This is a genomic window from Pseudomonas poae (assembly GCF_001439785.1).
GTDB lineage: Bacteria > Pseudomonadota > Gammaproteobacteria > Pseudomonadales > Pseudomonadaceae > Aquipseudomonas > Aquipseudomonas poae.
The window spans coordinates 109,100-122,343 of the sequence record NZ_JYLI01000003.1 but is presented as its reverse complement, the minus strand read 5'-3'; the positions used below and the strand labels follow the sequence as shown (position 1 = coordinate 122,343).

15 protein-coding genes are annotated in these 13,244 nt (G+C 61.3%); 3 read left to right on the top strand and 12 right to left on the bottom strand.

From position 1 onward, the window contains the following. Positions 1-126: 126 nt before the first annotated feature. Positions 127-852 (bottom strand): peptidoglycan editing factor PgeF, encoded by a 726-nt coding sequence (gene pgeF, locus TU75_RS04260; protein ID WP_060548298.1) that lies wholly within the window; start codon positions 850-852, stop codon positions 127-129. Beyond that, positions 849-1,811, bottom strand: a complete 963-nt coding sequence (gene rluD, locus TU75_RS04255) for a 23S rRNA pseudouridine(1911/1915/1917) synthase RluD (protein ID WP_015371141.1) — start codon at positions 1,809-1,811, stop codon at positions 849-851. Before rluD ends, pgeF begins: the two co-directional genes overlap by 4 nt. 149 nt (positions 1,812-1,960) lie before the next feature. Here rluD and TU75_RS04250 point away from each other — a divergent pair, with 149 nt between their 5' ends. Both TU75_RS04250 and TU75_RS04245 read left to right on the top strand, forming a co-directional pair. Further along, positions 1,961-2,986 carry an outer membrane protein assembly factor BamD gene (locus TU75_RS04250; RefSeq protein WP_015371140.1) on the top strand — a complete coding sequence of 342 codons (1,026 nt, stop codon included), beginning with the start codon at positions 1,961-1,963 and terminating at the stop codon, positions 2,984-2,986. Between the two features lie 127 nt (positions 2,987-3,113). After that, the gene (locus TU75_RS04245) at positions 3,114-3,347 is read left to right on the top strand and encodes a PP0621 family protein (protein ID WP_004372376.1); all 234 of its coding nucleotides are present in this window, start codon (positions 3,114-3,116) and stop codon (positions 3,345-3,347) included. Here TU75_RS04245 and thiO read toward each other — a convergent pair. From thiO to pilV, 5 genes are all read right to left on the bottom strand, one after another. Then, on the bottom strand, positions 3,334-4,443 hold the full coding sequence (gene thiO / locus TU75_RS04240; protein ID WP_060548297.1) for a glycine oxidase ThiO: 1,110 nt from the start codon (positions 4,441-4,443) through the stop codon (positions 3,334-3,336). The genes TU75_RS04245 and thiO overlap by 14 nt on opposite strands. Before the next feature lie 62 nt (positions 4,444-4,505). Next, the gene (locus tag TU75_RS04235; protein WP_004372380.1) at positions 4,506-4,907 is read right to left on the bottom strand and encodes a type IV pilin protein; all 402 of its coding nucleotides are present in this window, start codon (positions 4,905-4,907) and stop codon (positions 4,506-4,508) included. 11 nt (positions 4,908-4,918) lie between these two features. Further along, on the bottom strand, positions 4,919-5,449 hold the full coding sequence (locus TU75_RS04230) for a PilX N-terminal domain-containing pilus assembly protein (RefSeq protein WP_060548296.1): 531 nt from the start codon (positions 5,447-5,449) through the stop codon (positions 4,919-4,921). A gap of 6 nt (positions 5,450-5,455) precedes the next feature. Beyond that, positions 5,456-6,163, bottom strand: coding sequence for a PilW family protein (locus TU75_RS04225; protein ID WP_060548295.1), 708 nt, complete (start codon positions 6,161-6,163; stop codon positions 5,456-5,458). Next, a complete protein-coding gene (pilV, locus tag TU75_RS04220; protein ID WP_060548294.1) occupies positions 6,160-6,633 on the bottom strand; it encodes a type IV pilus modification protein PilV in 474 nt (157 codons plus the stop codon). Before pilV ends, TU75_RS04225 begins: the two co-directional genes overlap by 4 nt. A 206-nt stretch (positions 6,634-6,839) precedes the next feature. On the opposite strand from pilV, the gene TU75_RS04215 reads away from it, so the two are divergent. Then, a complete protein-coding gene (locus TU75_RS04215; RefSeq protein WP_060548293.1) occupies positions 6,840-7,421 on the top strand; it encodes a GspH/FimT family pseudopilin in 582 nt (193 codons plus the stop codon). On the opposite strand, the gene ispH is transcribed toward TU75_RS04215, so the two are convergent. The 5 genes from ispH to ribF all read right to left on the bottom strand — a co-directional run bounded on the left by ispH (position 7,375) and on the right by ribF (position 13,221). Continuing rightward, a complete protein-coding gene (gene ispH / locus TU75_RS04210; RefSeq protein ID WP_004372390.1) occupies positions 7,375-8,322 on the bottom strand; it encodes a 4-hydroxy-3-methylbut-2-enyl diphosphate reductase in 948 nt (315 codons plus the stop codon). The genes TU75_RS04215 and ispH overlap by 47 nt on opposite strands. A 164-nt stretch (positions 8,323-8,486) precedes the next feature. Beyond that, positions 8,487-8,924, bottom strand: coding sequence for an FKBP-type peptidyl-prolyl cis-trans isomerase (gene fkpB / locus TU75_RS04205; protein WP_004372392.1), 438 nt, complete (start codon positions 8,922-8,924; stop codon positions 8,487-8,489). A gap of 7 nt (positions 8,925-8,931) precedes the next feature. Continuing rightward, complete coding sequence (gene lspA, locus TU75_RS04200) at positions 8,932-9,444, bottom strand: signal peptidase II (protein WP_004372393.1); 513 nt, start codon at positions 9,442-9,444, stop codon at positions 8,932-8,934. Continuing rightward, a complete protein-coding gene (ileS, locus tag TU75_RS04195) occupies positions 9,437-12,268 on the bottom strand; it encodes an isoleucine--tRNA ligase (protein ID WP_060548292.1) in 2,832 nt (943 codons plus the stop codon). The genes lspA and ileS overlap by 8 nt, the downstream gene beginning before the upstream one ends. Positions 12,269-12,282: 14 nt before the next feature. Next, positions 12,283-13,221, bottom strand: a complete 939-nt coding sequence (ribF, locus tag TU75_RS04190) for a bifunctional riboflavin kinase/FAD synthetase (protein ID WP_004372396.1) — start codon at positions 13,219-13,221, stop codon at positions 12,283-12,285. Between the last annotated feature and the right edge of the window lie 23 nt (positions 13,222-13,244).

The window sequence follows — 13,244 nt, the reverse complement described above, 5'->3', positions numbered from 1 at the left end:
ACCTTCCTTTTGAGCAGGCCGGAGCTGTAAACACATCCTGAATGAAGAAACCTGCCAGATGCCCTTATAGATGGGGTGGATTCTGGAAGATTCAAGCAGGTAACACCTGACGTGGATCAGGAGAGTCTAGCGTTCAAGCCAGATAAGGGAGGCGAACCGACCGGTGCGAGGGCTGCGGCGGTAAGAGAAGAAACGCGGGTCGGTCACCGTGCAGAAACCGCCACCGTAGACCGCTGTTACGCCACGCGCAGCGAGGCGCAGGCGGGCCAGCTGGTAGATGTCGGCCATGAACTTGCCGGAATTGCGACTGGGTACAAAGGCTCGTTCGGTGACAGGCAGTTGCTGCATGAAGGCTTCACGCACTTCCGGACCGACTTCAAAGGCTTGCGGGCCGATTGCCGGACCGAGCCAGACCAATACGTCGTCAGGTTCGGCAGCCAGGCTTTCGACCGCAGCTTCCAGTACCCCAGCCGCCAGGCCACGCCAGCCAGCATGGGCCGCCGCAACACGGGTGCCCGCGCGATTACAGAACAATGCCGGCAAGCAGTCGGCGGTCATGGCCGTGCAGGCGATACCCGGCGTACTGGTCCAACTGCCATCCGCTTCGACAATGCGGCCCGGGTCTGCCTTGACCACATTGACCCCATGGACCTGGCGCAACCAGGCCGGCTCGATAGCAAAGGCATGGGTAAGGCGGCGGCGATTTTCCAGCACGGCGTCAAGATCGTCGTCGACATGATCGCCCAGATTGAGGCTGTCGAACGGCGCCAGACTGACGCCGCCCGTCCGGGTGGTAACGCAGGCTTTAACCTGAGACGGCGCAGGCCATTCAGGAATCAGCCAGTCACTCATCCGACAAACGCCTCGCGATCCTGCTTGAGCAGCGACAACAACCAGACCAGATCGTCTGGAAGTGGCGATTCCCAGCTCATCCGCTTACCGCTCGTCGGATGATCAAGCTCCAGGAAGCGCGCATGCAATGCCTGGCGCGGAAAGGTTTTCAGCGATTCGACCATGGTCTGACTCGCCGCAGGAGGGATACGGAAGCGACCGCCATAGGCCGGATCACCGACCAACGGGAAGTTGATGTGGGCCATGTGCACGCGAATCTGGTGGGTACGCCCGGTTTCCAGCTTCACCCGCACATGGGTGTGGGAGCGGAAACGCTCCAGCACGCGGTAGTGGCTGACGGCCTGCTTGCCGCCCTCCATCACCGCCATGCGCTGGCGTTGCTGACCATGGCGACCGATGGGCGCGTTGATCTTGCCACCCGCCACCACCACGCCGATCACGATGCATTCGTAGATCCGGCTGACACTGCGGCTCTGCAATTGAGTAACAAGCTGCGTCTGCGCCTGGATGGTCTTGGCCACCACCATCAGGCCGGTAGTGTCCTTGTCCAGGCGGTGCACGATGCCGCAGCGCGGGACGTTGACGATGTCCGGCACATGGTGCAGCAGGGCATTGAGCAAGGTGCCATCAGCGTGCCCGGCAGCCGGGTGAACCACCAGGCCTGCGGGTTTGTTGATGACCAGGATGTCGTCATCTTCATAGACAATATCCAGCTCGATGTCCTGGGCGACCCATTCTCCCTGGGCTTCCTGCTCGGCAGTCAGCTCAAGAATCGCACCACCATGGACTATGTCTCGCGGGCGGATAACCGCTCCATCCACAGTCAGGCGGCCGTCTTTGATCCAGGCGGAAAGGCGCGAGCGCGAGTGCTCAGCGAATAATTGTGCGGCGACTTGATCGAGGCGTTGGCCGCCCAATTCGGACGGCACCTCTGCGCGAAGTTCAATTTTATCGGACATGCTCAGACTAGGCGTGGCACAGCCTTTGGTTTCGGCTGCGCGCTTGTGGTTAAATACGGCGTCTTTTGCCCCGAGGCTTTCAACGGGGCGCTCATCATAACAGGACGGCCCCGCCCAAGACAGCGGCCGTCATAGGGACGCAAGCCGCCATGCAAGTGAAACACCTGCTGCTGATCGCCATCCTCGCCATGACTGCTGCTTGCTCGTCAACAAAGGACGTCGTCGACGAAAACCTGAGCGAAGTCGAGCTGTACCAGCAAGCTCAGAAAGACCTGGACAATAATAGCTACACCAGCGCCACAGCCAAGCTGAAGGCCCTGGAGTCGCGTTATCCGTTCGGGCGCTACGCCGATCAGGCGCAGCTCGAGCTCATCTACGCGAACTACAAGAACGCCGAGCCGGAAGCTGCCAAGTCCGCAGCCGAGCGCTTCATCCGCCTGCATCCACAGCACCCGAACGTGGACTACGCCTACTACCTCAAGGGTCTGACCTCGTTCGACCAGGACGTAGGCCTGCTGGCGCGCTTCCTGCCGCTGGACATGACCAAGCGTGACCCCGGCGCTGCCCGCGACTCCTACAACGAGTTCGCCCAGCTGACCAGCCGCTACCCCAACAGCCGCTACGCGCCGGACGCCAAGCAGCGCATGATCTACCTGCGCAACCTGCTGGCGTCCTACGAGATCCATGTCGCCCACTACTACCTGACCCGTCAGGCCTATGTAGCGGCCGCCAACCGTGGCCGTTATGTAGTGGAAAACTTCCAGGAGACCCCTTCGGTGGGTGACGGCCTGGCGGTAATGACCGAGGCCTACCAGCGTCTGCATCTGGACGAGCTGGCCAACACCAGCCTGGAAACCCTGAAGCTCAACTACCCTGATCACCCAAGCCTGAAAGACGGCCAGTTCGTGCCTCAGGTGGCTGAAGCCGACAACCGTTCGTGGCTGAGCAAGTACACTCTGGGCCTGATCGACTCCCGTCCACCGTTGCCGCCAGGTGAAACCCGCGCCAACCAGGACGTGATCAAGCAGTACCAGGACGCCAAGGACGCCATTCCTTCCGAGCTCAAGCCCCATGACGAGAACGGTGATGTGATCGAGGAGCAGGAGCCACAGGCCCTTGGCAACAACGAGGACCGCTCGTGGTTCAGCTACATGACCTTCGGCGTGTTTGACTGATCTGTACGACGCAACGCAAAAAGGGAGCTCTGATGAGCTCCCTTTTTCGTGGGCGCCTATTTATGCACTGTGCGCCCGCCGCGTCCTTGGCTAAACTGCCGCATTCCCTGTCGAGAAACTGCCCATCATGGTTCGTCTACTGTTCTGGATTGCCGTCATTGCTGCCGCGGTATGGTTATGGCGCAAGTTCAAAAGCCCGGCGGCCCGGCAGCAACGTCCCGGTGAACCCGGCGCGGCGCTGATGGTGCGCTGCGCCCACTGCGGCGTGCATTTGCCGCAGGATCGCGCCATCAGCTCTCGTCAGGACTGGTATTGCACCCAGGCGCACCTGGAGCAGGGGCCGAAATCTATCCAGCGTTGAGTCGACCTGCGGGCGCATAGGGTGCGGGGTCGATGATCGGCCTCCGCTCAAGCAGCAAGTCAGCGAACAACTGACAGGATGCCGGGGCAAGCACCAGGCCATTGCGGTAATGCCCGCAGTTGAGCCACAGCCCCTTGAAGCCCGGCACCTCGCCGATATAAGGAATGCCCTCCGGCGAGCCTGGGCGCAAACCAGCCCAATGGCCAACCACTTCGGCATCCGCCAGCACGGGTATCAATTCCTCGGCCGAGGCCTTGAGGCTTTCCAACGCGTATTGGGTTGGCGTCTTGTCGAATCCAGCGTGCTCCAGGGTGCTGCCGATCAGAATGTGACCATCGCGCCGGGGAATCGCATAGCGCCCCTTGGCCAGCACCATGCTCGATAAAAAATCAGGCGCACATCTGTACAGAATCATCTGCCCCTTGACCGGCTCCACGGGCAGCGCCAAGCCCAGTTTGCCCAGTAGCTCCCCGCTCCAGGCACCTGCTGCGAGTACTACCTGATCACCCAGGATCGGCCCTGCCGGCGTGTTCACGCCCACCACCGCGTCACCGTCCAAAACGAACCCGTCGACCTCGCACTGTTCGTGAAGGGTCACACCGGGCAAGGCAAGCAAAGCAGCCTTGAGGGATTTGACCAGGCGCGGATTGCGCACATTGGCCACGTTTGCCATGTAAATGGCCTGGGAGTAACTGCCGCCCAATACGGGAACCGCATCATGCGCCGCCGAAACGTCGACTTTGCTCAACGGTCGATCTTCGCGGGCAGCCCAGGCCAGCGCTGCGTTTTCGTCATCCAGGTCCAGCCAGTACAAACCGGTGGTGTGCACCTCCGGATCGACGCCGGTTGCGGCAAATAATTGCGCTGCCAGCTGTGGATAAAAATCCTGTGACCAGTGGGCCAGCGCAGTGACTGCCGGGCTGTAACGCCACGGGTACAGCGGCGAAACAATCCCGCCCCCCGCCCAGGAGGACTCCTGGCCCAGACCCGCGCGGTCCAGCAGAGCCACCGCCAGCCCTTGAGTGGCAAGGTTGAACGCCGTCAGCAATCCAATTACACCGCCGCCGACAATCACCACTTGCTGTTGCTTAGCCATTATTTGATCCAGCCGATAAAAAGGGAAAGGCGCGCCCGGCGCCCAATCTTCCTGCACGCTCATCACTGCCCCCAGCATGTCTTGCGCGACATGTCGGGCATCGCCCCCGGGTTGGTGCGTTCCCCGGTGCTGGCGAGACCGAACGCTGCGCAGGGATCGGTCGCCATCACCGAGTCGGCGACAGGCGTCGCGAGCAGGCTGAATGCATGGAGGCCCAATGCAGCCGTGATTCTATAGCGATCATTGCCATCACTGACGCCGCTCGCATCAATAAAGGTGCCGTTCCGGCTGTAAAAGCGCTCCAGATGCTGCGCCTGATCTGTCAGCAACGCGACGATTTCTGCGCGATAGGCTTTTTTTACATGGCCGCTGTAGCCGGGATAGGCAATACCGGCCAGCAACGCGATGATCGCCACGGCGATCAGTAACTCGATCAGGGTGAAACCCCGGTTCTCCATGCCCATTACAGATCTCCTTAATGCAACTGTCGCCACAGGACCCGCCGATACCGCGCGCCCTGCCCCTCTCCCACCTGCGCGTACATGGCCTCCAGCACAGTGCGTACCTGTCCGCTGATCCCCACGGCCGTGATCCGATACAGTGCCGCCGGGGTGTGCGGCGGCAGATGCAGCAGGCCCTCTGCCGGCCCGAGCGACTGGATCCCATAAACACCGTCCGGCATGGCTATCCACTTCACTGTCGAAACAGGATGAGTCCCTGGCCCCATCACTGCGGACGACTCCTGCGGTGGCGCACAGGCCTTGACCGATGCACACACTGGCCATGCGGCAGCGGTTCGACGCAGACTCGACTCACCCAATCGCAGGCCACTTTCGGCACGTTGCAGCGATTGATTGCGATGCCATGCACTGCCCGCGCTTTTCTGCTGGGACACCGCACCCTGCATCGACGACAAACCGGCCAGTGACAACAGCAGCAGGAACACGAGGCTGATCAATAACACCATGCCCGCCTGCCGATGGTGAAGTGCGCGCTTACCTGCCATATCCCCTTACCCCAGCCGGTTACGCAACGCCGCAACGACGTTGTAGGTCTGGTCTTTCACGCGCCCGGTGGGGTCTTGCAGTGTCAAGCGAATGCGCACGCTGCGGATCAATGACTCGTCGGCCGGGCTCTTTTCATAACGCAACACATGCTGCGACTCGGATTGAGCCGCCACGCCAAAACTCAAGTCGAACGCCTGCACGCTATCCACCAACACCGTTTTTGCCGGGGCCGCCGGTGTGCTGACCTTCAACTGGCCCGACTCGAAGGTGTAGGTCAATTGCCGTATCGCGAAGCGTATCTGCCCAGGGGCTACCGAAGGAGGAGCTCCGGCAAAGGCTTGCGCATGGCCGGAACAGTCGGACAGCACCGTCCAATCCGGCAGGCCGTTGCCCTCTCCCACATCGGCCGTCACCAACGTCAGCGATCTGGAGCTGCCCGTTACGGCCCAACTGATCGGCCGATCAAACGCCAACGGCGCATCGGCGATAAACGCCCTGGACTGGCAACCAAACATGCCCACCTGCCGAATGTCCTGAATCATTTTGCTGAGCACGAAGCGTGCATCATCCTGCAACAGCATTGCCGCCTGCTGGCTGGCCTGGGACGCTCGGGCACTGATCGCCACATGACTGACACCCAGCGTCAACAGCAGGCCAACTGCCAACGCCAGCAGCATTTCCACCAGACTGAAACCTCGATCAGCACGATTCATGGCGCAACATCCGCGTCGCCGGTGATACGGCCGGTCAGGCTGAAGGTTTGCCGTGCCCCACTGACGTTCGAGCCCCGCGCGTCATCCCAACTGATACTGACGATTACTTCGCTACCGCGAAGGGTGACCGCCCCCTTGGCACTTTCACCGGCAAACGCGACGATATTGGCGTCGAAATCATGCAAGTCGAGGTCACGCACGCTGGCGCTGGAACTGGCCGGCGGCGCGTACTCGGTGCGTGCCCATGCGTAATCAGCCCCGACATTGGCGCGCATGCGGTCGAGCAGGTCGTAGGCGATAAAGCTGGCCTGGCTGATCATGCGCGCGCTGTCGGTGTACTTGAGCGCGTTGAGCTGGACCACCGCCGCGCCCAACAGACCGACGGTGAGCATGAGCATCGCCACCAGCACTTCGATCAGAGTCATGCCCGCTTGGCACTTGGGACAAAAGGAGGTTGGGCAGGCAGGCATTTACCGTCGTTATCCATGTCGAGGGCCGAAAAAACGCAGGAAACTCCTGCGGTGCGACCCAAGACTAGCGTCGCTTTTTCACCCCCGCCGCTGCGGGAACAAAGCGAAATACTTTGGACATTAAGGCCATCATTCAACGCAGGGACTTGAGCGCTATACCTGAACAGGCCACTTCAATACTCAGCCGGTCCATGGAGGGACGACTTATGAAACAACGGGGCTTTACCCTGATCGAACTGCTGCTGGGCTTGATCATGAGCGGCATCCTGGCGCATTTGGCCGTGCCAGGTTTCAAAGGTTTGCTGGATTCCCGGCACCGCCAGGAGGCCGCGCAATCCCTGGCCAGCGGCATGCGCTACGCGCGCACTGAGGCCATCGCGCGGAATCAGCCCGTAATCATTCACTCCGTGGACGACGATTGGAGCCGTGGATGGCGTGTGGTGGTGGATATAAACGGACGCGGTTATCAGGATGACGATAATCCAGTGTTGCGGGTACGCCAGGACAGCGCACGCGTGCCGATGGCAGGTAACAGTCCGGTTAGAAGCCAGGTGCGGTTCAGTGGGATAGGCGAGCCGGTATTTGTCGGCGGAGGGTTTCGTGCAGGCACTGTGCACGTGTGCGACGCGGATTTGGCGCTGAGCCTGTATCAGGTGGTACTGGCGCCCAGCGGACGCATCAGCCTGCGCAGCGACAGGGCCGAGCAGGCGTTGTGCCGGAGTAGCTCCGGCACCCTGGCAATCAAAGCAGCGAACGAACCCGCAGCTCCTTGGGCATGGAGAACGTGATGTTTTCTTCACGACCCGCCAGTTCGTCGGCACCGGTCGCACCCCAGGCATGCAGTTGCTGGATCACGCCGCGCACCAATACTTCCGGAGCCGAGGCGCCAGCGGTAATGCCGATGCGCTCAACACCGTCGAACCAGCTGCGCTGCAGGTCTTCGGCACCGTCGATCAGGTATGCCGGTGTCGCCATCCGCTCAGCCAGCTCGCGCAAGCGGTTGGAGTTGGAGCTGTTGGGGCTGCCGACCACCAGCACCACGTCGCATTCGTCGGCCAGTTGCTTGACCGCATCCTGGCGGTTCTGCGTGGCGTAGCAGATGTCGTCCTTGCGCGGGCCGCCAATGGCCGGAAAGCGGGTGCGCAAGGCATCGATGACACGGCTCGTGTCGTCCATGGACAACGTGGTCTGGGTCACGAAAGCCAAACGCTCGGGATTGTGCACCTGCAGGCTGGCGACGTCTTTTTCGTCTTCCACCAGATAGATGGAGCCGCCGTTAGTGGCGTCATACTGGCCCATGGTGCCTTCGACTTCCGGGTGACCGGCATGGCCAATCAGAATGCATTCCCGGCCGTCGCGACTGTAGCGCGCCACTTCGATGTGCACCTTGGTGACCAGCGGGCAGGTGGCATCGAATACTTTAAGGCCTCGGCCCGCCGCTTCGGTGCGCACGGCCTGGGACACCCCGTGGGCGCTGAAGATAACGATTACGTCGTCCGGCACCTGGTCGAGCTCTTCGACAAAAATGGCACCGCGTGCGCGCAAGTCTTCGACCACGAATTTGTTGTGGACAACTTCATGACGCACGTAAATCGGCGGCCCGAAGACTTCCAGGGCGCGGTTGACGATTTCGATCGCCCGGTCCACGCCGGCGCAGAAGCCACGGGGGTTGGCGAGTTTGATTTGCATGCTGTGCCTCGTGTCTTGCAGCCAGTTTGAGTCAGGTTTTGATGCTGGCCGAACTGCCTGTGGAAATCAAAGGTGGGAGGGGGCTTGCTTCCGACGGCGGTGGGTCAGTCAATTTTTCATACCTGACACACTGCTATCGGGAGCAAGCCCCCTCCCACATTTAGTTACAGCGCTTTAACGTCGATGATTTCAACGTCGAACGTCAAGGTTTTACCGGCCAGCGGGTGGTTAAAGTCGATGGTCACTTGCGCGTCATCGAAGGTTTTGACCACACCGGGCAACTCGGTATTTGCCGCATCATTGAAGATCACCAGCAAACCTTCCGACAGGTCCATGTCCTGGAACTGCGAACGCGGGATGATCTGCAGGTTTTGCGGATTAGGCTGGCCAAAGGCGTTCTCCGGCAGGATCTGCAGGGTGCGCTTGTCGCCGGCCTTGAAGCCGAACAGCGCCGCTTCGAAACCCGGCAGCAAGTTGCCATCGCCTACCTTGAAGGTGGCCGGGGCCTTGTCAAACGTGCTGTCGACGGTGTCGCCATTCTCAAGGCGCAGCGCAAAATGCAAGGTGACTTGCGTGTTTTGGCCGATGCGTTGTTCAGCCACTTCATGATCAGTCATTGGCGGACGCTCCGGTCTTCTTGCTTTTGAACATATCCAGCGCAAGCATGATTGCACCGACGGTGATGGCGCTGTCTGCAAAGTTGAACGCCGGGAAATAGTGACGGTTCTGCCAATGCACCAGGATGAAGTCGATCACATGACCCAGGGCAATGCGGTCGTACAGGTTGCCCAACGCGCCGCCCAGCACCAGCGCCAGAGCGATGGCGAGCCAGGTGTCATCGCGCCCCAGGCGCTTGAGCCATACCACCAGCACCGCGCTGACCACCACGGCGATCAGGGCAAACAGCCAGCGCTGCCAGCCGCCGCCGTCAGCCAGGAAGCTGAAGGCGGCGCCGGTGTTGTAGGCCAGGGTCCAGCTGAAGTAATCCGGGATCACCACGATTTGCTGGAACATTTCCAGGGAGCCTTCGAAATGAGCCTTGCTGACCTGATCGATGACCAGCACCAGCACGCTCAATACGAGCCAGCCCAGGCGTCCGAAACGGCTAGTGGCCTCAGGCATAGTGGCGAACCTCGCCGCTACCGGTGATGTTGTCGACGCAACGACCACAGATTTCCGGATGCTCAGGGTTCACGCCGACATCTTCACGGCAGTGCCAGCAACGGGCGCACTTGGGGAAGGCCGACTTGACCACTTTGAGCTTGAGGCCTGGCACCTCGGTGGCGACCGCGTCTGCCGGCGCCTGGGCATACGGTGCCAGGCTCGCGGTGGAGGTGATCAGCACGAAGCGCAGTTCGTTGCTCAGTTTGCTCAGGTCGGCGGTCAGGCCCTCCTCGGCAAACAGTGTGACTTCGGCTTGCAGGTTGCCACCCACGGCCTTGGCCGCACGCTGGACTTCCAGCTCCTTGTTCACCGCAACCTTGACGGCCATCACGCCTTCCCAGTACTCGCGGCCCAGTTCGAAGTCGGCCGGCAGTTCGGTCAGGCCTTCATACCAGGTGTTGAGCATCACGGACTCATTACGCTCGCCCGGCAGGTATTCCCACAACTCGTCTGCGGTGAACGCCAGGATCGGCGAGATCCAGCGCACCAGTGCTTCACTGATGTGGTACAGCGCGGTCTGCGCAGAGCGGCGCGCCGTGCTGTTGGCAGCGGTGGTGTACTGGCGGTCCTTGATGATGTCGAGGTAGAAACCACCCAGCTCCTGCACGCAGAAGTTGTGGATCTTGGAGTAGACGTTCCAGAAGCGGTATTCGCCGTAGTGCTCCTGCAACTCGCGCTGCAGCAACAGGGTACGGTCCACGGCCCAACGGTCCAGGGCGAGCATGTCTTCTGCCGGCAGCAGGTCGGTGGCCGGATTGAAGCCGGTCAGGTTCGACAGCATGAAGCGTGCGGTATTGCGGATGCGTCGGTAGGCATCGGCGCTGCGCGCCAGGATCTGCTCGGAAACAGCAATCTCGCCCGAGTAATCGGTCGACGCTACCCACAGACGCATGATGTCGGCGCCCAGGGTGTCGTTGATTTTTTTCGGTTCGATCACGTTTTTGAGCGACTTGGACATCTTGCGGCCCGTCTCGTCGACGGTGAAACCGTGGGTCAGCAGTTCGCGGTACGGCGCGTGGTTGTCGATGGCGCAGCCGGTCAGCAATGACGAGTGGAACCAGCCACGGTGCTGGTCCGAGCCTTCCAGGTACAGGTCGGCCCGCGGGCCGGTCTCGTGGCCCATCGGGTGGGAACCGCGCAGCACGTGCCAGTGGGTGGTGCCGGAGTCGAACCACACGTCGAGGGTGTCGCTGATCTTGTCGTACAGCGGCGCTTCGTCGCCCAACAGCTCGGCGGCGTCCATCTTGAACCAGGCTTCGATGCCTTCCTGCTCGACGCGCTGGGCCACGACCTCCATCAATTCGACGGTGCGCGGGTGCAGTTCGCCACTTTCCTTGTTGAGGAAGAACGGGATCGGCACGCCCCAGTTGCGCTGGCGGGAGATGCACCAGTCCGGACGGTTGGCGATCATCGAGTGCAGACGCGCCTGGCCCCAGGCCGGGACGAACTTGGTGTCTTCGATGGCGCTGATTGCGCGGTTGCGCAGGGTGTCGCCGCTGGCGGGCTGTTTATCCATACCGATAAACCACTGCGCGGTGGCGCGGTAGATCAGCGGAGTCTTGTGGCGCCAGCAGTGCATGTAGCTGTGTTTGATGGTTTCGGTGTGCAGCAGCGCACCGACTTCCGTCAGTTTTTCGATGATCGGTTCGTTGGCCTTGAAGATGAACTGGCCGCCGAAGAACTCCAGAGACGGTGCATAGACGCCGTTGCTCTGCACCGGGTTGAGGATCTCGTCGTTGACCATGCCATAGGCCTTGCAGGTCACGAAGTCGTCCACGCCATACGCCGGCGCGGAGTGCACCACGCCCGTACCCGAACCCAACTCGACATATTCGGCCAGATACACCGGCGACAGGCGGTCATAGAACGGATGACGGAAATTGATCAGCTCCAGTGCGGAGCCGGTGGTGGTGGCGATGACCGAACCTTGCAGTTCGTAGCGTGCCAGGCACGCCTCGACCATTTCTTCGGCCAGCACCAGCAGGCGATCACCCACATCCACCAGGGCATAGGTGAATTCAGGGTGCACGTTCAACGCCTGGTTGGCCGGGATGGTCCACGGGGTGGTGGTCCAGATCACGATGGCCGCCGGCTTGCTCAGGCTCGCCAGGCCGAACGCCTGGGCCAGTTTGGCTTCGTCAGCGATCGGGAAGGCCACATCGATGGTCGAAGACTTCTTGTCTTCGTATTCGACTTCTGCCTCAGCCAGCGCCGAACCGCAGTCGAAGCACCAGTTCACGGGCTTGAGGCCCTTGAACACGAAACCGCCCTTGACGATTTCGGCCAGGGCGCGGATTTCACCGGCCTCGTTCTTGAAATTCATGGTCTTGTAGGGGTTGTCCCACTCGGCCAGCACACCCAGGCGGATGAATTCGGACTTCTGCCCCTCGATCTGCTCGGTGGCGTAGGCACGGCACAGCTCGCGGGTTTTATCGGCGCCCAGGTTCTTGCCGTGGGTCACTTCGACCTTGTGTTCGATCGGCAGCCCGTGGCAGTCCCAACCCGGGACATACGGCGCATCGAAGCCCGACAGGGTTTTGGAGCGCAGGATCATGTCCTTGAGAATCTTGTTCAGCGCATGACCGATGTGAATCGTGCCGTTGGCATAAGGAGGGCCGTCGTGCAGCACGAATTTCGGACGATCCTTGCCAATTTCGCGCAACTTACCGTACAGGCCAATACTGTCCCAGCGCTGCAGGATCTGCGGTTCGCGCTGTGGCAGGCCGGCCTTCATTGGGAAGGCGGTGTCCGGAAGGTTTAGCGTGGCTTTATAGTCGGTCATTTAAGGCTCTTCGGTTAGCGATGGGCGCTAGGTGCGGCTAGTGCACGGGCGGCGGCGACATCCGCATTGATCGCCGTTTTCAACGCCTCAAGCGAGGCGAAGCGCTGCTCTTCACGCAGCTTCTGGTGGAAAACCACCGTAATACGCCGGTCGTATAAATCGCCGGCAAAATCCAGCAGGTGAACTTCCAGGTGGGCCTTGCCATCACCTGCAACCGTGGGCCTGACGCCTATGTTGGCGACTCCCGGCCACGATTGGCCGTCGATGTCCACGCTGACCAGATAAACCCCGGTCAGCGGCACACGGCGGCGCTTGAGTTGCACGTTGGCCGTCGGCGTGCCCAGTTGGCGCGCCAGCTTCTGACCGTGCAGTACCCGCCCGGCAATGCGGAACGGGCGACCGAGCAAGCGCTCGGCAAGGGCGAAGTCGGCAGCGGCCAGGGCATTACGCACCTGGGTGCTGCTCACGCGCAGGCCGTCCAGTTCGACGGTTTGCGCGGCTTCAACGGTGAATCCCTGGTTGACGCCGGCGTGTTGCAGGAAATCGAAATCGCCCACGCGATCGCAGCCGAAACGGAAATCGTCGCCGACCTCCAAGTGCTGCACGCCCAGGCCATCGACCAGGATACGGTCGACGAACTCGGCGGCGCTGAGGCTTTGCAGGCGCTGGTTGAACGCCAGGCACAGCACTCGATCGACGCCCTCTTCGGCCAGCAGTTGCAGCTTGTCGCGCAAACGCGCAAGCCGCGCAGGCGCGGTATCGGGGCTGAAGAACTCGCGCGGCTGTGGTTCAAAAATCACCACGCAGCTGGGCACGCCCAGCTCGACAGCACGCTCACGCAGCCGGGCCAGGATAGCCTGGTGACCACGGTGAACACCGTCAAAGTTGCCAATAGTGGCGACGCAGCCCCGATGCTCGGGGCGCAGGTTGTGGAGACCTCGAACCAGCTGCATAACGCGCTTCTTGCTCATAAAGT